This is a genomic window from Austwickia chelonae NBRC 105200, from assembly GCF_000298175.1.
In the GTDB taxonomy this organism is placed as follows: Bacteria; Actinomycetota; Actinomycetes; order Actinomycetales; family Dermatophilaceae; genus Austwickia; species Austwickia chelonae.
Genome location: NZ_BAGZ01000005.1, coordinates 223,237 through 243,120, shown reverse-complemented (window position 1 = coordinate 243,120; position 19,884 = coordinate 223,237). Strand labels below are relative to the sequence as shown.

The window sequence follows — 19,884 nt, the reverse complement described above, 5'->3', positions numbered from 1 at the left end:
TGTTCAGCGTGCCATATCAGCCGCCGCAGCCGCCCCGTGACGAACCGGCCGACCCGACCAGTCGCAAGACCGGTGGCGGTCGAGGTCGAAGGCCTCCCCGGCGGTCGGGGGACCGATCGTCCAGCAGAGCCTCCGATCAGCAGGCACGTGGTGAGGCGGGCCAGCGACGTGGTCGTCGTCGCGGCCCCGAGACGCCCGAGCAGCGGGCTGAGCGGATCGTCCGACGCGAGGCGGCACGTGAACGACGGCGCGCGAGTGTCCCCGCAGTCACTTATCCGGACCTGCCCGTCTCTGCCCGGAGGGAGGACATCGCCCGGGCCGTCAGAGACCATCAGGTCGTGATCGTTGCCGGAGAGACCGGTTCGGGGAAGACGACCCAGCTACCCAAGATCTGCCTGGAGCTGGGCCGCGGGGTCAACGGCATGATCGGCCACACCCAGCCGCGTCGGATCGCCGCCCGGAGTGTCGCCGAACGCATCGCCGAGGAGCTCGGCGTCGAGATCGGCCAGGCCATCGGCTACCAGGTGCGTTTCACCGATCACACGACGCGCGACACCCTCGTCAAGGTGATGACTGACGGCGTTCTCCTGGCTGAGCTGCAGCGTGACCGTGACCTGCGCCGATATGACACGATCATCATCGATGAGGCTCACGAACGTAGTCTCAACATCGACTTCGTCCTCGGCTATCTCAAGCAGCTTCTCCCTCGTCGTCCGGACCTGAAGGTCATCGTGACCTCTGCGACGATCGATCCCGAGAAGTTCGCGGCGCATTTCGCCGATGCCGAGGGGCGGCCCGCGCCGATCATCGAGGTGTCCGGACGCACGTTCCCGGTCGAGGTCCGTTACCGGCCGTTGGTGCGCACCGAACCCAGCTCGAAGCCTGGCGGTGCGCCGCTGGAGGTCGAGGTCGACCAGGTGACGGGCATCTGTGAGGCCGTCGAGGAGCTGTGGACCGAGGGCGGAGGTGCTGCCGGTAGCGGGGGAACCGGCGGCGACGGTGGCCATGACATCTTGGTCTTCCTGTCCGGGGAGCGGGAGATCCGTGACGCCGCTGACGCCCTGAACGGCATGGGTCTGCCGGATACCGAGGTCCTGCCTCTGTTCGCGCGGCTGTCCGCGGCGGAACAGCACCGGGTCTTCGCCCGTCATTCCGGCCGCCGTATCGTCCTGGCCACGAATGTCGCCGAGACCTCGTTGACCGTCCCCGGTATCCGGTATGTCGTCGACGCGGGAACCGCACGTATCTCCCGTTACTCCCAGCGTACGAAGGTGCAGCGACTGCCCATCGAACCGATCAGCCAGGCGAGCGCGAACCAGCGTTCGGGCCGTTGCGGACGGGTGGCGGACGGTATCGCGATCCGGTTGTACGCGGAGGAGGAGTTCGCGGGTCGCAGCGAGTTCACCGACCCTGAGATCCTACGGACCAATCTCGCGTCGGTCATCCTGCAGATGACCTCTCTCGGGCTGGGGGATATCGCCCGTTTCCCGTTCGTGGAGCGCCCGGACAACCGGATGATCACCGATGGTCTGCGATTGTTGCACGAATTGCATGCCATCGATCCCGACGAGCCAGACCCTCGTCGCAGACTCACTCCGGTGGGCCGACAGCTCGCAGCGGTCCCGGTGGATCCGCGGATGGCTCGGATGATCCTCGCGGCCGCAGAGGAAGGTTCGCTGCGCGAAGTGTTGATCATCGTGTCGGCGTTGTCGATCCAGGACGTCCGGGAACGGCCGGTGGACAAACAGACCCAGGCGGACCAGGCTCACGCGAGGTTCAAGGACGAACACTCCGATTTCGTCACCTTGCTCAATCTGTGGCGTTATCTCCGGACGGCTCAGAAGGAGAAATCCGGCAGCGCCTTCCGCCGGATGTGCCAGGCCGAGTATCTGCACTACCTGCGTATCCGTGAGTGGCAGGACCTGCATCGGGAGTTGCGTGCGGTCGCGCGGGATCTCGGACTGACCGAGAACACCCGGTCTGCAGACACCGACGCCGTGCATCGGGCTCTGCTGACGGGGCTGCTCTCCCATGTCGGCCTGCGGGATGCGGAGAAACGTGACTATCTCGGCGCGCGGGGGGCCCGTTTCGCCATCCAGCCCGGTTCGGTGCTCTTCCGCCGTCAACCGGACTGGGTGATGTCTGCCGAGCTCGTCGAGACGACCCGGCTGTGGGCCCGCACCAATGCGGTCACCGACCCGGACTGGATCGAACGGGCAGCCCAGCACCTGGTCAAGCGCAGCTATTCGGAGCCTCGGTGGTCCAAGTCGACGGGCTCGGCGATCGCCACCGAGCGGGTCACCCTCTACGGTGTGCCCCTGGTCGCGGACCGAACGGTCCAGTACGGCCGGATCGACCCGGAGGTCAGCCGCGACCTGTTCATCCGACATGCGCTTGTCGAGGGCGATTGGACGACTCCACACCGTTTCTTCCACGACAACCGCAAGCTCGTGGACAAGCTCACCGAATGGGAGTCCCGCGCTCGACGGCGGGACATTCTCGTCGAGGACGAGGACCTGGTCGAATTCTACGATCACCGCATCCCCAAGGAGGTCGTCTCAGGTGCGCACTTCGACGCCTGGTGGAAGAAGGAACGCCGCCGCCGGCCCGACCTGTTGACCTTTACCGAGGATCTGCTGGTGGCAGAGGCCTCGGGTGGGATCGACGAGGCTTTCGCCCGCGATTATCCGCAGGCATGGCATCAGGGGGACATGGCTTTGCGGCTGACCTACCAGTTCGAACCTGGCAGCGACGCCGACGGGGTGACCTGTCATATCCCTCTCGACGTGCTCAACCAGGTCGACGACGTCGGTTTCGACTGGCTCGTACCTGGGCTGAGGGCCGAGCTGGCCACCGCCTTGCTGAAGAGCCTGCCCAAGGCGGTTCGGAAGCATTTCGTCCCGACCCCCGACCACGCCCGACGTGCTCTCGACCAGGCTGACCCCGCAGAGGGGACGCTCGCCGAAGAACTGGCCCGTGCGCTGTGGGTCAATACCGGGGTCAGGGTCGATCCGACCGATTTCGACTCGGAACGACTTCCCGATCATCTACGGATGACCTTCCGGATCGAGGACACCAGGCGACGCCGACTCGCCGAGGGCAAGTCCTTGACTTCCCTTCAGGAACAGCTTGCTCCGAAGGTGCGCAACACCATGGCTCGAGCCGCAGGTTCCTTGGAGAAGAACGGCCTGACGACCTGGTCCTTCGGCCCGTTGCCGGATACTTTCGAGGCCGAGCGCGGCCGCACCACCATCCAGGGCTTTCCAGCTCTGGTCGACGAAGGTGACACTGTCGCCGTCCAGGTCCTGGCCAGCGCCGCGGAGCAGGAGAGCGCGACCCGCCTGGGCGTCCGGCGTCTGCTGTTGCTCAACACGACAGCTCCCTGGCAGCGGATACTGGGTCTGCTGACCAATGCGCAGAAGCTGGCATTGGGGCACAATCCTCACGGTTCCGTCCCTGCGCTGTTGGACGATGTCCTGGCTTGTGCGGTCGATGCCATCGCCGCCCGGATCGTCGCTGCCAAACCCGGTCGGCGGATCCGTACCGAGCAGGATTTCCAGGAGGCGCTCGCGGCGGTACGTCGAGAGGTCGTTCCTCAGGTGATCGAGATCGTGGAACTCGTGCATCCGGTGCTCGATCGGGCGCTGGCGGTGCGTCTGAGCTTGGATCGGATGAGATCTCCTGCCGCTGCGGAGTTGAAGGCGGATCTGACCTCCCAGCTCGATGCCTTGGTCTACAAGGGGTTTGTCGCTGCTACCGGGCTGGATCAGCTCCGCCATCTTCCTCGCTATCTGGCGGGGATGATCGAGCGGGTCGAGAAAGGCGCCTTGGATCTGCGGCGGGATGCCGAACGCGCTGACCAGGTGGCTCGGGTGGAGGCCGAGCGTGTCAAGGTGGTCGAGTCCTTGCCGGCCGGTGAGCGGGGGGCTGCGGACGTCCGGGCACTGCGGTGGATGGTCGAGGAGCTCCGGGTCAGTCTGTTCGCCCAGCGGTTGGGTACGGCCGGACCGGTATCGGAGAAGCGGATCTACAAGGCGATGGACGCGGTGGAGGACGCGCACGCACGGTGAGTCCCGGGCGGGGGCGCCCTCCCACGGTTTTGTCTTCGCCCGGGGTGACCTCCGGATCAGTGTTTTCCGTCAGGGACATGACTGCCGTGTCCCATGGAGCGGAGCCGGTCACGCAGCCGTGCCGCGTCGTCGTCCATCCGTTCGGGGGAGGGGTCGTGGTCGGCGCGGTCGATGTCGAAGTCGGCGGTGGAGCTGGCGGGCCAGACGTGCAGGTGGAGGTGTGCTACTTCGAATCCCTGGGCGAGCAGCCCGATGCGGGGTGATTTCCATTCCTGCTGTTGGGCTCTTCCGATGATCTGGGCTACTCGGGTGAGATGGGTGAACAGCTCGGAGGACGCGTCGGTCCACTGTTCGATCTCTTCGCGCGGTACGACCAGGGCATGTCCTGGGGTCAGCGGGGCGATGGTGAGGAAAGCGACACAGTGGGGATCTTCCCAGACGAACCTGCCCGGGATCTCACCTGCGATGATGCGGCTGAAGATACTGGTCATGTCTCCACCCTAGACAGGTGGTGGTCTTCTGGTCTGTGGCGAGCCTGGTGGGATCAGGTAGCAGAATTCGTCGATTGCCAGGAACAACAGGGTTGTTCCTTTTCCTCGGAGTGTTTTCTTCTCGGTCTGTGTCCTGTACGAGGGTGGTGCTGTTGCCACGGTTCTCCTGCAGACGGCGTAGGCTCTCTCAGGACGAAATGGACCGGATGAAAGCGCACGTGAAGTGTCCCTGCTGGATCAGATCAATAACCCCGCGGACCTGCGGAATCTCGACCACGACCAACTCGAGGAGTTGGCGGAGGAGATCCGCGGGTTCCTGGTGCGGGCAGTGTCGGCCACCGGCGGGCATCTCGGTCCCAATCTTGGGGTCGTGGAGCTCACGATGGTTCTGCACAGAGTCTTCGACAGTCCTCATGACACCCTTGTTTTCGACACTGGGCACATCAGTTATGTGCACAAGTTGTTGACGGGTCGCCAGGATTTCTCCCGTCTCCGTTCGAAGGGCGGCTTGTCGGGTTATCCGTCGCGGGCCGAGTCGGAACACGACGTGGTGGAGAACAGTCACGCTTCGACGTCGCTGTCCTGGGCGACCGGTATCGCGCAGGCTCGTCGTATCCGAGGCGAGTACGACCGGCATACGGTGGCGGTGATCGGTGACGGGGCATTGACCGGTGGAATGGCCTGGGAGGCCTTGAACAATCTCGCCAGTGTCAAAGACCTGCCGCTGGTGATCGTGGTGAACGACAACACTCGTAGTTATGCCCCGACGATCGGGGGGCTGGCTGAGCACCTGGCTTGGCTGCGGACGACCCGCGAGTACGAGAAGTTGCTGAGTTGGGGTAAGGAGACCTTGTCCCGGACCCCGGTGGTGGGCCGTCCCGCATTGGGGACATTGCATGGGATGAAGAAGGGATTGAAGGACATCGTGGCCCCTCAGGGGCTCTTCGAGGACCTTGGGCTGAAGTATGTCGGGCCGGTGGACGGACATGATGTCCAGGCCGTCGAGGTCGCGCTGAAACAGGCGAAGGGTTATGGCGCTCCGGTCATCGTGCATGTGATGACCCGTAAGGGGAATGGCTACGAACACGCCTGTAATCACGATGACGATCGTTTCCACGCGGTGGGGGTGATCAATCCGGAGACGGGTCTTCCTCTCGAGGTGTCCGGCCGGTCCTGGACGGATGATTTCTCGGAGGCGATCGAGAAAATCGGCGAGGAGCGGGACGATGTGGTCGCTTTGACCGCGGCCATGTTGATACCGGTTGGTTTGAAGGGTTTTGCCGAACGTTTTCCTGACCGGGTGTTCGACGTTGGGATCGCGGAGCAACATGCGGTGACCATGGCGGCCGGCTTGGCTTTCGGAGGTTTGCACCCGGTAGTGGCCGTATATTCCACATTCCTCAACCGTGCTTTTGATCAGATGTTGATGGATTGTGCTTTGCATCAGGCCGGGGTGACTTTCGTTCTCGACCGAGCCGGGATCACCGGCAGTGACGGGGCCTCCCACAACGGGATGTGGGACATGACCCTGGCGAATATCGTGCCAGGACTGTCACTGGCTGCTCCTCGGGATGGCATCAGGGTGGCGCAGGCGCTTCAGGACGCTGTCGAGGTCGACGACGCCCCTACGGTCATCCGTTTCTCCAAGGGAAATCCGCCGGCGCCGATCGACGAGATCCGCAGTATCGGTGTCGTGGACATCCTGGCCGAGCCGGACGAGTACGACGAGGTCGACGACCTCGTGATCGGACTGGGTTCTTTCGTTCCGCTCGCGCTGCAGGTGTCGGAGTTGTTGAGCGAACGTGGTCGTCGAGTCAGGGTGGTCGACCCACGGTGGTGTCTTCCGGTCCCGGGTGAGCTCATCGATGTGGCTCGGGGGGCCGCACGGGTGGTAGTGATCGAGGACAACCTCGTCGGAGGCGGGATCGGCGCCGCTGTCGCCCTGGCCTGCTCCGAAGCGGGCCTGGCCGCCCCGGTGAAGCAGTTCGGCGTGCCGAAGCGTTTCCTCGACCATGCGAGCCGCGGGCAGATCCTGGAGGAGATCGGCCTGACCGCTGAGTCCATCGCGCAGAGGCTGCCTGACTGATCTGATGCGCCGATCTCCGGACGAACCGGGAGAACATAAAGTGAGGCCTCCGGCATTTCCCCTCTTCAGGGAAATGCCGGAGGCCTCACTTCATGTTTCAGGTGCCTTAGATGTCCCGGAAGGTGGTCACGCTGGCGCCGAGCGCGTTGAGGCGTTCTGCGAGGTCTTCGTATCCGCGGTTGATCACGTAGACATTACGCAGAACGGAAGTTCCGGGGGTGGCCAGCATGGCGATGAGGATGACCACACCGGGTCGCAGAGCAGGCGGGCAGACGACCTCTGCGGCTCGCCAACGGGTGGGGCCGTCGATCAGGACCCGGTGGGGGTCGAGGAGTTGGACCTTCACGCCGACTTTGGTGAGTTCGGTCAGGTAGATGGCCCGGTTCTCGTACACCCAGTCGTGGATCATGGTGCGTCCCTGGGCGACAGCACCGATGAGCGCGAAGAAGGGGAGATTGTCGATGTTGAGCCCGGGGAAAGGCATCGGGTGGATCTTGTCGATAGGAGCGACGAGAGGGCCGGGCACGGTCGTCAGGTCGACCAGGCGGGTCTTCCCGTTGGCCGAGGCGTATTCCTCGCTGAGCTCGTACTTCATACCCATCTCGGTGAGTAGGGCGAGTTCGATCTCGAGGAATTCGACCGGGACCCGGCGGATGGTGATCCGTGATTCCGTCACGACGGCGGCGGCCAGCAGACTCATCGCCTCGATGGGGTCCTCGCTGGGCGCGTAGTCGACGTCGACGTCGATATGGGAGCGTCCGCGTACTCGGAGGGTGGTCGTGCCGATACCGTCGACGTCGACGCCGAGCTTCTGGAGGAAGAAGCACAGGTCCTGAACCATGTAGTTCGGGCTGGCGTTGCGGATGACAGTTTCACCCTCGTAACGGGCTGCAGCCATCAGGGCGTTCTCGGTGACTGTGTCACCGCGTTCGGTGAGCACGATGGCGCGGGTCGGGCGGACGGAGCGGTCGACGGTCGCCTCGTAGAAACCGTTGGTGGCCTGCACCATGAGGCCGAAGCTGCGCAGCGCGGTCATGTGCGGTTCGATGGTGCGGGACCCCAGGTCGCAGCCGCCTGAGAACGGTAGGGAGAAGGAGTCGAAGTCGTGCAGGAGCGGCGCGAAGAACATGATGATGGTCCGGGTGCGCCGGGCCGCGGCCAGGTCCATTGAGGAGAGGTCGACCCGCTCGGGGGGGATGATCTCCAGGTCGCTGGTCCCGGGGAGCCATCTGGTCCGGACCCCGATGCTCTGGAGAACCTCGATGATCCGGTTGACCTCTTCGATCCGCGCGATGCTGCGCAAGGTGGTCCGCCCCCGGTTCAGCAGGGCGGCGCACAGGAGCGCGACGGCGGCGTTCTTGCTGGTTTTGACGTCGATGGCGCCGGACAGCTTGGTGCCGCCCTTGATGCGTAGATGTTGGGGCCCGGAGGAGCCGAGCGACACGAATTCCGAATCGAGGGACTCGCCGATGCGTGCCAGCATCTCCAGGCTCAGATTTTGTTTGCCCTGCTCGATGCGGGCCACAGCGCTCTGGCTCGTGCCGAGGTTTTCGGCCAGTTCCGCCTGGGTCAGTCCCTTGTGGCGGCGGGCGTCTCGGATGAGGCCTCCGATACGTGCCAAGTAGTCCTCACTCATGTTTCTAGAATAGCTCACATATGAGATATGGGCCGGTCGCGGCGTGTTTCTGGTGTATCCAGGCGCGGCGGCGAGCCGTTCGTGGCAGGTTCCACGAACGGGTCAGGACGATCGCCCAAGTCTTTCACATCGACGGAGCTCTCGTTGACACGGACCTCAGAACTACTGAGACAGAAGATTGCCCGAATTTGCGGCCCATGCGGTCGAGGCGCGCCCCGATGGGCGCGCCTCGACCGTGAGACATATGACAGAACGCTGGGAATCAGCTGACCGATCCTGGGGTTGACGAGCGCTTTCAGGCCGGGACGTCAGCTGCCCCGCGGGGGAGGAACCGCGCACCGGTCACCTGCTCGGCCTTCCCGGTGCGATCCAGCAGAGGAGTGAGCCCTCCGTTCCAGAACTGGAACCCGGCGCCGGTGATCATGCCCAGATCGATATCCATCGGAGCGGCGACCACACCTTCGTCCAGCATGAGCCGGGCTTCTTCGGCCAGTCCTGCCAACACCTTCTCCCGCACTTCCTCGGCGGTGAGCACCACCGGTTCCGCCGGGAGCTCGTACAGAGCCAGGATCTCCGGATCCACGATCATCCCCGAGGAGCCGAAGGTGTAATAACTACTCTTACCGGCCTTCACCACGCGGCGGAGGTTCTCCGATATGTAGAACCTCTCGGGGAAGGCCTTCGCCAGACTCTCGTTGTTGTGCAGAGCGATGGCCGGCCCCACCAGTCCCATCAGGACGAACGGTGGCATCGGAGCCACCCCGGAGAATCCCTGGTCTGCGATCTCCATCGGAGTTCCCGCATCGACGATCCGGGCCATGTCCGACATGAATCTTCCCAGCAGACGGTTCACGATGAAAGAGGGACTGTCCTTGACCCGGATCGTGGTCTTGCCCAAGGCCCGGCCGGTGGCGAAAGCCGTCGCCAAGGTCGCCTCGTCGGTCTTCTCACCTTCGACGATCTCCAACAACGGCATCACAGCCACGGGGTTGAAGAAGTGGAAACCGACGACCCGATCAGGATGCTCCAGGTCAGCAGCCATCTCGGTGACCGACAGCGAGGACGTGTTCGTCGCCAGGACACACTCCGGTCCGACGACCTCCTCGACCTCCCGCCACACCTGTTTCTTGACCGCCATCTCCTCGAAGACTGCCTCGATGACGAATTCCGCGTCGGCGAAGTCGGACTTCTCGGTGGACCCGGTGATCAACGCCTTGAAACGATTGCACTTGTCCGCGCTCAGACGACCCTTGACGACGAGCTTGTCCAGTTCTGCATGGACGTAGGCGACGCCCTTGGCCACGCGCTCGGCGTCCAGATCGGTGATCACCACAGGCACCTTCAACCGACGCACGAAGAGCAGCGCGAGCTGGCTCGCCATCAGGCCGGCTCCGACGACCCCTACCTTGGTGACCTTCCGCGACAGGGTCCGATCGGGAGCTCCCGCAGGCCGTTTCGCGCGCTTCTGGACCAGGTCGAAGGCGTAGAGCCCGGCCCTGAGCTCATCGCTCATGATGAGATCGGCCAGCGCCTCGTTCTCCGCTTCGAATCCCTCCTCACGGGTGTTCGTCCTGGACGCGGCCAACAGCTCCAGCGCCCGGTACGGAGCCGGAGAATGGCCACCGGTCTTCATGTCCACGAAAGATCTGGCCGTGTCGATCGCTGCGGCCCAAGTCGATTCGTCGCGCTGGACTGGTGCCCGCTCTACCGTGACCTGCCCGGTGAGTACCTGGGAGGCCCAGACGAGCGACTGCGCGAGGAAATCAGCGGGCTCGAAGAGTGCGTCGGCGATGCCGAGATCGAAGGCCTGCGGACCTTTCAGCATCTTGTTCATCGACAACGGGTTCTCGATCACCACCTTGAGCGCACGTTCGATACCGATCAGATTCGGCAGCAGCCACGTGCCACCCCAGCCGGGGAGCAAGCCGAGGAAACACTCGGGCAGGGCGAGAGCAGGGACCCCGGAAGAGATCGTCCGGTAGGTGCAGTAAAGGTTGACCTCGACGCCTCCGCCCAACGCCAACCCATTCATGAAGGCGAAGGTCGGAACTCCCATATCGGTGAGTTTCGAGAAGGTCCGGTGGCCCAACTCGGCGATCGCCCGACCCTGCTCCCGGCGTGTGACCTTGGCCACTCCGGACAGATCGGCACCTGCGGCCAGGATGAAGGGTTTCCCGGTGATCCCGACCGCAGCGATCTCACCGGCAGCGGCCCGGGCTGCGACCCCGTCCAGGACCTCACCCAACAGAGTCAGGGTCTGCGGCCCGAACGTATTCGGGCGAGTGTGGTCCATGCCGTTGTCCAGGGTCACCAGGGCCATGGTCCCGGCGCCCTCCGGGAGATCGATGTCCCGGACCAGGGCGCGGGTGACCACCTCGTCCGGGAAGACCTCGGTGAAGTCGATGCTCATCGGGCGTTCTCCTCGTCGTAGGCGATGTAATCGCTGTGGTGCGGGTTCTCCCAGATGACGGCAGCGCCCATTCCGATACCGATACACATCGTGGTCATCCCGTAACGGACCTGGGGATTCTCGGCGAACTGGCGAGCCAGCTGGATCATCAGACGTACCCCGGAAGAAGCCAGGGGGTGCCCGCAGGCGATGGCTCCGCCGTACTTGTTGACCCTGGGGTCGTCGTCGGCGATGCCGTAATGGTCGAGGAAGCTGAGGACCTGGACGGCGAAGGCCTCGTTGATCTCGAACAGGCCGATGTCATCGATCCCCAGCCCGGCCTGGGCCAGCGCTTTCTCCGCTGCAGGTACCGGTCCATATCCCATGATCTCGGGCTCGACCCCGGCGAAGGCGAAGGACACCAGCCGCATCTTCACCGGTAGTCCGAGTTCGGCGGCTGCTTTCTCCGATGCGAGGAGACAGGCGGTGGCGCCGTCGTTGAGTCCGGCGGCATTCCCCGCAGTGACCCGGCCGTGCGGACGGAAAGGGGTCTTCAGCTCGGCCAGAGCCTCCATGGTGACCCCGGGACGGGGAGGTTCGTCCTTCGAGGCGAGCCCCCACCCGAGTTCCTCATGTCTGATGGCGACAGGGACGAGGTCGGGTTGGATCTGACCGGAGGCGTAGGCGGCCTGCATCTTGTGTTGGCTCGCCATGGCGTAACGGTCGGCACGTTCCTTGGTCAGTTGGGGGAAGCGATCGTGCAGGTTCTCGGCGGTATTGCCCATGTTGAGGGCCTCGGGATCGACGAGCTTCTCCGAGACGAAGCGTGGATTCGGATCGACGCCAGCTCCCATCGGGTGGTGGCCCATGTGTTCGACGCCACCGGCCAACGCCAGGTCGTAGGCCCCGTAGGAGATCGATGCCGAAACAGTGGTCACCGCGGTCAAGGCTCCGGCGCACATCCGATCGATGGCGTATCCCGGGACGGTGTGAGGTAGTCCGGCCAGCAGAGCAGCCGTTCTGCCGATGGTCAACCCCTGGTCACCGGTCTGGGTGGTAGCGGCCACGGCGACATCGCCGATGCGTTCGGCCGGAACCTCCGGGTGACGACGCATGATCTCCCGCAGACAGGCGACGACGAGATCGTCGGCGCGTGTCTGCGCGTACAGACCTTTGTCACCTGCCTTACCGAAGGGGGTGCGGACGCCGTCGACGAAGACGACCTCGTGGCGTGGAATGGACACAGAATCTCCCAGGGTCGGAAGGACGGGGAATCACCGCTGTGGTCGATTCCTGTCATTCTTACCGAGGGGTAATGGCCGTACCACTGTTCCCGGGCGTGGCATAGATCTCAACGGTCAACAGCCACGAGCACCCGGTCAGGGCCTACCGGACCCCAGCCCCGCCAGTGCTACGGCGAAGAGTGGTCAGTGGGCGTGCAATGACTCCACGATCATCGGCGCCACGATCTCGATCTGCCAGGGACGCGCACCCCGATCGGCCAGCACGGCACCGACAGCTTCCTCGGTGGCCTCCGGCGGAGACCACAGCACCCGACGCAGGGTGTCCGGGGTCAGCACATTCTCCACCGGGACGGAATGTTCGGCCCCGAAGGCGTGCAAACGTTCTCGGACGGCTGCCAGCCGAGCCGCAGCGTCCGGCGCACGGTCCGTCCACGCCCGTTGCGGCGGAGGTGCATCAGAGGGCAGCACCAATGGGGGCAACTGGTCCTCCGGGGCGTCCCGCCCCGCAGCCACCGCGGCGAGCCATGCGCTCGCGTGACGGCGGGCGGCCCGGTTCGTGGTGGCTGCGCCGACTTCGGACAGACTTTGTGGCAGGGCGTGGGCGATATCGAGCAGCGCAGCATCGGGGATGACCCGGCTGGGCGAGATGTCCCGGGACCGGGCGACGTCGTCACGGGCGAACCACAGTTCGCGGGCGACGGCCATCGTCCGACGGTCACGTATCTTGTGCAGCCCGGACAGCCTCCGCCAGGGGTCGACCCGGCGAGCGGGTCCCGCGAAGGAGGTGAGTGCGTGGAACTCCTGACGGGCCCACTCGGACTTGCCCTGATCGTGAAGGTCTTTTTCCACGGCGTCGCGGAGCGTGACGAGGACTTCGACGTCCAGGACGGCGTATCGCAGCCAGGGCTCAGGCAGCGGCCGGGTCGACCAGTCCACTGCCGAGTGCTCTTTGGCGAGAGTCACCCCGAGGTAGTGCTCCAGCACGGCAGCGAGCCCGACCCGGGGCTGTCCTGCGAGTCGTGCGCCCAGTTCGGTATCGAAGAGTCGGGTGGGGTGCAGCCCGAGTTCGGCCAGACAGGGAAGGTCCTGGGTGGCGGCGTGCAGAACCCATTCCGCGTCGGCCAAGGTCGGGTTCAACGGAGTCAGGTCGGGGCAGGCCACCGGGTCGATCAGGAAACTCCCGGCCCCTTCGCGTCGGAGCTGGACCAGGTAGGCCCGCTGACCGTAGCGGTATCCGGATGCCCGTTCGGCGTCCACAGCGATCGGTCCGGCACCGCGCCGGAGTGCCGCGGCGACCTCGGCCAGACCCTGTTCGTCGTCGACCACTTCGGGGATACCCTCGGCCGGGAAATCGATCAGCCGGGGCATCCCCAGGTCTTCGGGTGTCGTCGACTCGGTGACGACGACGGGCGGCTGTTCCTGGAGCTTCTTCTCGCGGCGTCGGGCGAGTTCGTCCCGGAAGGGCGCACGGCCAGCACGGGTGCGCCGTCGGAGCGTCCCTTGTTTTTCCGCGCTCGATACTGCCCCCGCAGTGACCTCCGGGGGGAGTTCGGTGAATCGGCTCGTCGTGTCGGTGCCGCTGGACTCGTCTTCAGGCTTCGTGCTCATACCAGCTAACAGCATGTCATGTCGTGCTCATCGGCGCGCACCCGGGAAACTGACCACTCCTTCGGGCAGCGGGGGAAGGCCGGCCAAGGTGCACAGCAGATCGGTCCACAGCTGTAGGTGCCGTCGGAGATCCTTGCCCTCCACAGTCCATGAGGCGCGCAATTCCATCTCCACGGTCCCAGGCCGGTTCTCCAAGCTACCGAAACTTCGGGAGATGACCCGGGTGACCGTGCCGCCCAGTGCGCGATACCCGACGCCGGAGTCGGTCAAGGCCTCACAGAGCCAGGACCACCCGACCTCGCTGAGCAGGGGGTCGGCGCCCAGCTCGGGTTCGATTTGAGCGGTGGACAGAGTGACGATGCGCCAGCTGCCCTCCCATACCTCGGGCGCGTCCGGGTCGTGCAGGACGACGAAACGTCCTTGGGCGGCTTCGTCGTCCTCACCGGGGAGGTGGATCTCGGCGCCCAATGCCGTCGAGAAGGGGGCGAGTCGTCGAGGCGCAGGCAGGTCGCTCAGGGTGACTTCCGGCCGGGTACGGACGTCGGCCAGCGCACCGATACACGCGGTGAAGTGCTCCGGTATTCCGCGGTGGGCGTGGCGACTGGTCACTGTGGCACCTTACGGGTGCAGGCGGTCCGCCGGTGAAGAGCCACGCCGTAAGAGATCCCGGCGATGGGATCGGTTCCACCGCGACGGACTTCCGGAGATCGCCTGGTGGGCGGAGTCCGTGGGAGGATGCCCTGGTGAGCGACTCCTCGAACACTACGCCCAGGGAGAGCCTGCTTGTGCGGGCTGCACGTCGTCGACCGGGTTCGCGCCCTCCGGTGTGGTTCATGCGGCAGGCAGGCAGGTCGTTGCCGGAATATCGGGCGGTCCGCGAGGGCGTGTCGATGCTGGATTCGTGTCGACGTCCTGACCTCGTCACCGAGATCACTCTGCAGCCAGTACGTCGTCATGGTGTCGATGCTGCGATCTTCTTCAGCGACATCGTGGTTCCTCTTTCTGCCGTCGGTGTAGACGTGGACATCGTGCCGGGGACGGGTCCAGTGATCTCCCAACCGATCCGGTGCCGGTCTGACCTGGACCGGTTGGTGCCGCTCACTCCGGAACACGTCCCGGACATCACCGAGTCGGTGCGACTCCTCGTGTCCGAGCTGGGGCCCACTCCGTTGATCGGTTTCGCCGGCGCCCCGTTCACCTTGGCTTCCTACCTGGTGGAAGGCGGCCCGAGTCGCAACCATGAACGGACGAAGGCACTGATGTACGGCGACCCCGCCCTCTGGCACGACTTGTGCGCCAGGCTCGCTCAGATCGCCGGTTCTTTCCTGAAGGTGCAGATCGAGGCCGGCGCCTCCGCGGTCCAGCTCTTCGACTCCTGGGTGGGTGCCTTGCCGCTGCGTGACTACCAGCGGTTCGTCGCACCTCATTCTGCGGCGGTGTTGTCCGCTGTAGCGCACACCGGTGTCCCTCGGATCCACTTCGGGGTGGGCACCGGTGAGCTTCTTCCTGCCATGGGACAGGCCGGGGCTGAGGTGGTGGGAGTCGATTTCCGGGTGCCGTTGAGCGAGGCCAGCTCCCGCTTGGGCGGTGATTATGCCGTGCAGGGGAACCTCGACCCGGCCTATCTTTTCGCTCCCTGGCAGGCACTGGAGACGGAGGTTCGGCGTCTCGTCGAAGAGGGGCGAACCACACCCGGTCACATCTTCAACCTGGGGCATGGCGTGTTGCCGAACACCGATCCCGAGGTCATCACCCGGGTGGTCGACCTGGTGCGTTCCTTGGGCGAGGAGGACTGACTCCCGGAGGACGATGCGCTGTTGCCATCCCGGATGCCTGTGCACTGGGCGGCAACTGCCCTTGTCGGGACCATGGTCCACAATGGCCGCATGAACAGTCGCCCCTCGCCGAGTCAGATCCGCGCCATCAACGACACTGTGCGCTACGCCATGTGGTCCGTTTTCGCTTCGGCAGAGCCTCTGCCCGAGGAGGAACGCGACCGGCTGTGCGAAGAGGCGGAGGCCTTCTTCGCGGGTTTGGAAGACCAGGGAGTCGTCGTCCGTGGCTGCTACGACATTTCCGGGTTGCGAGCTGAAGCTGATCTGATGATCTGGTGGCATGCCGAGACGATCGAACAGCTCCAGGCCGCCTATCAGGCCTTTCGGCGCTCCGGCGTGGGCCGTTATCTCGAACCAGTCTGGTCTTCGGCTGCGCTGCATCGTCCCGCCGAGTTCAACAAGGGACACATCCCTGCTTTCCTGGCAGGTGAGGAAGCCCGTGCCTACGTCTGCGTGTACCCCTTCGTCCGCAGTTACGACTGGTACCTGTTGGACGACTCCCGGCGCCGCGAGCTCCTTTCCGAGCACGGTCAGATGGCGAGAGGATTCCCGGACGTACGAGCCAACACCATTGCCTCTTTCGCTCTCAACGACTACGAATGGGTCTTGGCCTTCGAAGCCGATGAGCTGCATCGCATCGTCGATCTGATGAGGCACCTGCGCGGTTCGGGAGCGCGGATGCATGTACGTGAGGAAGTGCCTTTCTTCACCGGTCCCCGCCGCACACCGGCGCAGATCGTCGCTTCCTTGCCGTGAGCACGGGTATTCCGGGAGCATCTGCCCTGCCCGGGCGGTGACGTGGTCAGGGGCGGTGGTGTCCTGACATGTCGGAGGCGCAGGGGGGTACCGCTCCTGGATGCTCGCGGGAAGGGGGACCACGTCCGGCGGAAGTGTCAGTATTGTCTGGCCATCAGCCTCAGGGCGTCGGCTGCGACGCTCTTGCCGTCGTGGAAGCCCATGTTCCAGGGCGCTCCGCCGAAGAGATGCTCCTCCTGGGACGGGCTGATCCGTTCGGCCGCAGTGTGCAGGATCTCCCGGCGGATCTCGTCCGCCTCGGCGTTGAAAAGGTTCAGGCAGCTGTCGGCGATCCGGCAGGCGTCGTCGTATGCGATACGAGGCCGCCCCTCGTCGTCCGGCCCGGAGAGCATTGCTACCAGCAGGTCTCGCGTGATCATGGCTGTCGTCCTCTCTGCCTGCAGCGACCACCGGCCTGGCTGCTCTTCCCCGATCTCGATGGGCTTATCGGCAGTCGGCCCGTCCTTGTGAGGATGTGTCCAGGGGATGACGGATCTGTATTGATACGCGAAAGCCTTTGGAGCTCAGTCTTGGTCGGCTCTGTTGAACCGTAGGCTGATCGAGTTGACGCAATAGCGGCGGTCGGTGGGGGTCCCGTAGCCTTCGCCGACGAAGACGTGCCCCAGGTGGGAGCCGCATGAGGCGCACCTGACCTCGGTGCGAGTCATGCCGTGGCTGGTGTCCTCGAGGTATTCCACCGCATTCCGGTCGATGGGTTCGTAGAAGGCCGGCCATCCGCAGCCAGTCGGGAACTTCGTCCGGCTCGTGAACAGTTCCGAGCTGCATCCCGCGCAGCAGTAGGTCCCTTCCGCGCTGTTGTCGGTGTGCTCGCCGGTGCCGGGAGGTTCGGTGCCCCCTCGCCGTAGGACGTGGAACTCCTGCGGAGACAGGATGCGCGCCCATTCGTCCTCGCTGCGCTGCACTGAACGTTCGTGTCCACTCATCGTGGTGCCTTCCGGAATCGATATCGGCGGGTATGAGGCAGCCCCGCAGCTGACATCGTGGCTAACGCCGTGGTGGGGCCCTTCTCTTCCGGGAAGGGCCCCACCACGGCTGCTCAGTCTCGTCGGTTCACCGCCATCCGAGGGTGTTCAACCGGACGACCTGCGGATCGTGATCGCTGTCCTGGTCAGCGAATTCAGAGTTGGTATGGACGATGTCGTAGGACAGGGCCGGTGAGCCGCCGGCAGTTTTCTGCAGGCTGCGGCTCACCAGGATCTGGTCGAGGATCTGGCTGTTCCCCTGGAAGATGTAGCTGTACCTGTCGTTGACGGGCAGGGTCTTCGTCAGGGAGAGCAGCGCGCCTTCGCCACGTCCTTCGAGGATCCGAGCGGTCTGGCTGTACTCGAAGTCGTTCATGTCTCCGAGGACCACGACCCGTGCGTCGGGGCGTCCGGAGACCAATTTGTCGACGAAACCGCGGACCAGACGAGCCTGGGCGTGCCGGGAGGTCTCGCTGCGACGCTGCGGCTGTTGGACACGGCCGAACTGCGGATCGTCGCCACCTTTGCTGCCGAAATGGTTGGCGATCACGATCAGCGATTTGTCCTTGATCCGGAATTCCGCGGCCAAGGGCTTGCGGGAGCGATTCCAGGCCTTGTCGGCCGGTGCGATGCGCCCGGGGTTATGGGTGAGATGAGGCTGGCCGTCCTCACCGGGAACGACTCCTACGGCGGTGGTGGCGTCCCCGGCCTTACCAGGAGCCGGTGCCAGTCCTCGGTCTGTGCGGTAGAAGAACACCTGCCGGATGTTGCCGCCGGGTTTGCCTCCGTCGACATTGTCCTGCGGGTCGATCCACAGACCGCGGTATTCGGGTCCACCCTGGGCCTTCACCGCATCCGCCAGGCGTTGCACCGTGCGGGTGGAGGTGACGGTGCCGTCGTCGGCCGGGCCGGAATCGTCCTGGATCTCCTCCAAGGCGACCACGTCGGGGCTGCGCAGGTTGGTGACGATCTGCGCGGCGAGCCGGTCGAACTTGTCCTGGGGGGAGGACATGGAGAGGTTCTCGACGTTGAAGGTAGAGACAGCGATCTCGTCGGCTGAGGCGGGCGCGGTGGTCTCCCGTTGGAGGCCTCCGCTGCGGATCTCGGGTCGGCCGGTCAGCAGAATTTTCGGGACGCCGAAGTCATAGTCCATGACGCCGGTGACTTCACCGGGCAGGGTGTCGTTCACATTCGCCTTGGGCATCGAGTTCGAGGGCAGCAGAGATCCCTTCAGGTGGACCCGTGCGCTGTTGGGTTTGTCGTACCCGGAATAGACGACGCCGCCGCGGGCACTGTCGACCTGACCTCGGGCCTGCCCTGGAACGACCACCATCTCTCCGTAGGACGTCGTGGCACCCACGACACGGGCGTCCCGGACGGTGACCCTCATCCCTTCGAGGGATTCGTAGAAGTCCAGCGCATTGCTCTGTGGACGCAGTGGCGGGTTGGCCTTGTCGAGATCACCGACGTTCCCGCTGTAGACACTCTGCGCCGGGGCGACCCGATCGACACCGATGACGACCGGTGGCGGAAGCTCATTGCCGGAGGACACGGTACGGACGTTCGAGGCTGCGAGTTGGGTGGTGCTCAGATTCTTCGGGGCGTTCCTCGGCCGGAATTCGTTGACTCTCCCGGTCACCTCCACGGCGTCACCGATCTTCACGCCGGGCGCCCTGTGGGTGAAGACGTAGATACCGTCGCTGGTGGACGGGTTGTTGGCGGAGCGGGCCGACTGCATCCAGAAGCCACGTTTGTTCAGCGCGGTCACGATGCCGGGGACATCGGCGACTCCCTTTCCGGCGTAGGGGGAGATATGGGTGCCGCCCTGGATCTGAGCGATACTCAGCGCAGCCCTGCCGGGTCGTGACGGAGCGGGGTTGGCTGGTTTACCGGGGGTCGGAGCAGACGGCGGTCGGGGGACGGGCGTGTTCCGGCAGGCGACCGTCGGTGCGGAGCTGTTCAGCGGGGAAGGAGTGGTGAGGTGGAAATCGACGGCGTTGTCGTCGGTGTCCGTGCAGACGTGACGACGTGATACTGAGGTTGCATTGCTCGTCGTAGGTGCCGGGCGTCCTTCGGCACCTTGGGTTCTGGCACCCCATCCCAGCAGGTCGACAACGGTGCCTTGGGGGTCGACCACCGCGACCCGTCCGCCGGTCGCGGAGATGGCGATCCTTCCGACGGCGTCCGGCGCCGGTAACGTTCGGCCGCTGTCGTCGGTGCGTCCTGCCGCCTGTTGGATCAGGAAGTGGCGGCCGGGCGCGATCTGGCCGGACAGGGGAGTGCTGGCCGGCCGGTCGCCGGTCGCCGGCCAGTAACGCAGACTCCAACCGTGCAGGTCGACAGGCTGTGTGCCACGGTTGAAGAGCTCGACGAAGTCGTGGGTGTGAGTGGAGCCTGCGTTGCCTCCACCGCCGTAGGCCTCGGAGATGACGAGGGTGCGGCTGGCGGCGGATGCGCTGGCAGGCAACATCGCGAGGGGGCTCAGCGCGAGGGGAAGCGTGAGCGCGAGCAGCTTGACTGGGTAGCGTTGCATTGCTTCGACTTTCAGACGAAAAGTTGAGCGGTGAACCGAAGGTAACCGCCGTTACCTGCTACGGGGGTGGCGTTGCTCAAAACCTGTGGCCAACTCCCGGTGACTGGTCCGTTTCGAGAAATAACTACCCCCTGACGCGACGAAACCGGAGCGGAGGAACGGGATCTGATGCGTCTGCTCAGCGGCTCTTTGACAGGATGGGGGAGTGCAATCA

Annotated in this window: 13 protein-coding genes; 4 read left to right on the top strand and 9 right to left on the bottom strand. The window is 64.8% G+C overall.

What is annotated here, in order from left to right; all coding sequences use genetic code 11:
• Nucleotides 1–8: 8 nt before the first annotated feature.
• Nucleotides 9–4,070 (top strand): ATP-dependent RNA helicase HrpA, encoded by a 4,062-nt coding sequence (gene hrpA / locus AUCHE_RS04360; protein WP_006502060.1) that lies wholly within the window; start codon nt 9–11, stop codon nt 4,068–4,070.
• A gap of 56 nt (nt 4,071–4,126) precedes the next feature.
• Here the strand turns inward: hrpA and AUCHE_RS04355 are convergent, their stop codons facing one another.
• On the bottom strand, nt 4,127–4,561 hold the full coding sequence (locus tag AUCHE_RS04355) for an HIT family protein (protein ID WP_006502059.1): 435 nt from the start codon (nt 4,559–4,561) through the stop codon (nt 4,127–4,129).
• 223 nt (nt 4,562–4,784) lie between these two features.
• Between AUCHE_RS04355 and dxs the strand changes: the two genes are divergently transcribed.
• A complete protein-coding gene (dxs, locus tag AUCHE_RS04350) occupies nt 4,785–6,647 on the top strand; it encodes a 1-deoxy-D-xylulose-5-phosphate synthase (RefSeq protein ID WP_006502058.1) in 1,863 nt (620 codons plus the stop codon).
• Between the two features lie 106 nt (nt 6,648–6,753).
• Here the strand turns inward: dxs and AUCHE_RS04345 are convergent, their stop codons facing one another.
• From AUCHE_RS04345 to AUCHE_RS04325, 5 genes are all read right to left on the bottom strand, one after another.
• Nucleotides 6,754–8,283, bottom strand: coding sequence for a helix-turn-helix domain-containing protein (locus tag AUCHE_RS04345; RefSeq protein ID WP_006502057.1), 1,530 nt, complete (start codon nt 8,281–8,283; stop codon nt 6,754–6,756).
• Between the two features lie 295 nt (nt 8,284–8,578).
• A complete protein-coding gene (locus tag AUCHE_RS04340; protein WP_006502056.1) occupies nt 8,579–10,693 on the bottom strand; it encodes a 3-hydroxyacyl-CoA dehydrogenase NAD-binding domain-containing protein in 2,115 nt (704 codons plus the stop codon).
• On the bottom strand, nt 10,690–11,910 hold the full coding sequence (locus tag AUCHE_RS04335) for a thiolase family protein (RefSeq protein ID WP_143115049.1): 1,221 nt from the start codon (nt 11,908–11,910) through the stop codon (nt 10,690–10,692). The genes AUCHE_RS04340 and AUCHE_RS04335 overlap by 4 nt, the downstream gene beginning before the upstream one ends.
• A gap of 189 nt (nt 11,911–12,099) precedes the next feature.
• Nucleotides 12,100–13,524 carry an HRDC domain-containing protein gene (locus tag AUCHE_RS04330; RefSeq protein WP_245706806.1) on the bottom strand — a complete coding sequence of 475 codons (1,425 nt, stop codon included), beginning with the start codon at nt 13,522–13,524 and terminating at the stop codon, nt 12,100–12,102.
• Between the two features lie 27 nt (nt 13,525–13,551).
• On the bottom strand, nt 13,552–14,133 hold the full coding sequence (locus tag AUCHE_RS04325) for a DUF3000 domain-containing protein (RefSeq protein WP_006502053.1): 582 nt from the start codon (nt 14,131–14,133) through the stop codon (nt 13,552–13,554).
• Nucleotides 14,134–14,267: 134 nt separating this feature from the next.
• Between AUCHE_RS04325 and hemE the strand changes: the two genes are divergently transcribed.
• Nucleotides 14,268–15,320: a uroporphyrinogen decarboxylase gene (gene hemE, locus AUCHE_RS04320; protein ID WP_040321432.1), complete on the top strand. Its 1,053-nt coding sequence runs from the start codon at nt 14,268–14,270 to the stop codon at nt 15,318–15,320.
• Between the two features lie 90 nt (nt 15,321–15,410).
• The gene (hemQ, locus tag AUCHE_RS04315; protein ID WP_006502051.1) at nt 15,411–16,115 is read left to right on the top strand and encodes a hydrogen peroxide-dependent heme synthase; all 705 of its coding nucleotides are present in this window, start codon (nt 15,411–15,413) and stop codon (nt 16,113–16,115) included.
• Nucleotides 16,116–16,252: 137 nt separating this feature from the next.
• Here hemQ and AUCHE_RS04310 read toward each other — a convergent pair whose 3' ends face one another.
• From AUCHE_RS04310 to AUCHE_RS04300, 3 genes are all read right to left on the bottom strand, one after another.
• Nucleotides 16,253–16,534 carry a hypothetical protein gene (locus AUCHE_RS04310; protein ID WP_006502050.1) on the bottom strand — a complete coding sequence of 94 codons (282 nt, stop codon included), beginning with the start codon at nt 16,532–16,534 and terminating at the stop codon, nt 16,253–16,255.
• Between the two features lie 144 nt (nt 16,535–16,678).
• Nucleotides 16,679–17,098 carry a peptide-methionine (R)-S-oxide reductase MsrB gene (gene msrB, locus AUCHE_RS04305; RefSeq protein WP_040321431.1) on the bottom strand — a complete coding sequence of 140 codons (420 nt, stop codon included), beginning with the start codon at nt 17,096–17,098 and terminating at the stop codon, nt 16,679–16,681.
• Nucleotides 17,099–17,225: 127 nt separating this feature from the next.
• Nucleotides 17,226–19,670 (bottom strand): lamin tail domain-containing protein, encoded by a 2,445-nt coding sequence (locus AUCHE_RS04300; protein WP_006502048.1) that lies wholly within the window; start codon nt 19,668–19,670, stop codon nt 17,226–17,228.
• Between the last annotated feature and the right edge of the window lie 214 nt (nt 19,671–19,884).

What these genes read in the sequence shown, in the direction of transcription:
- AUCHE_RS04345 (WP_006502057.1), bottom strand. Translation starts at nt 8,283, where the DNA reads ATGAGTGAGGACTACTTGGCACGTATCGGAGGCCTCATCCGAGACGCC.
- AUCHE_RS04300 (WP_006502048.1), bottom strand. Translation starts at nt 19,670, where the DNA reads ATGCAACGCTACCCAGTCAAGCTGCTCGCGCTCACGCTTCCCCTCGCG.
- AUCHE_RS04355 (WP_006502059.1), bottom strand. Translation starts at nt 4,561, where the DNA reads ATGACCAGTATCTTCAGCCGCATCATCGCAGGTGAGATCCCGGGCAGG.
- AUCHE_RS04340 (WP_006502056.1), bottom strand. Translation starts at nt 10,693, where the DNA reads ATGAGCATCGACTTCACCGAGGTCTTCCCGGACGAGGTGGTCACCCGC.
- msrB (WP_040321431.1), bottom strand. Translation starts at nt 17,098, where the DNA reads ATGAGTGGACACGAACGTTCAGTGCAGCGCAGCGAGGACGAATGGGCG.
- AUCHE_RS04330 (WP_245706806.1), bottom strand. Translation starts at nt 13,524, where the DNA reads ATGAGCACGAAGCCTGAAGACGAGTCCAGCGGCACCGACACGACGAGC.
- hemQ (WP_006502051.1), top strand. Translation starts at nt 15,411, where the DNA reads ATGAACAGTCGCCCCTCGCCGAGTCAGATCCGCGCCATCAACGACACT.
- AUCHE_RS04310 (WP_006502050.1), bottom strand. Translation starts at nt 16,534, where the DNA reads ATGATCACGCGAGACCTGCTGGTAGCAATGCTCTCCGGGCCGGACGAC.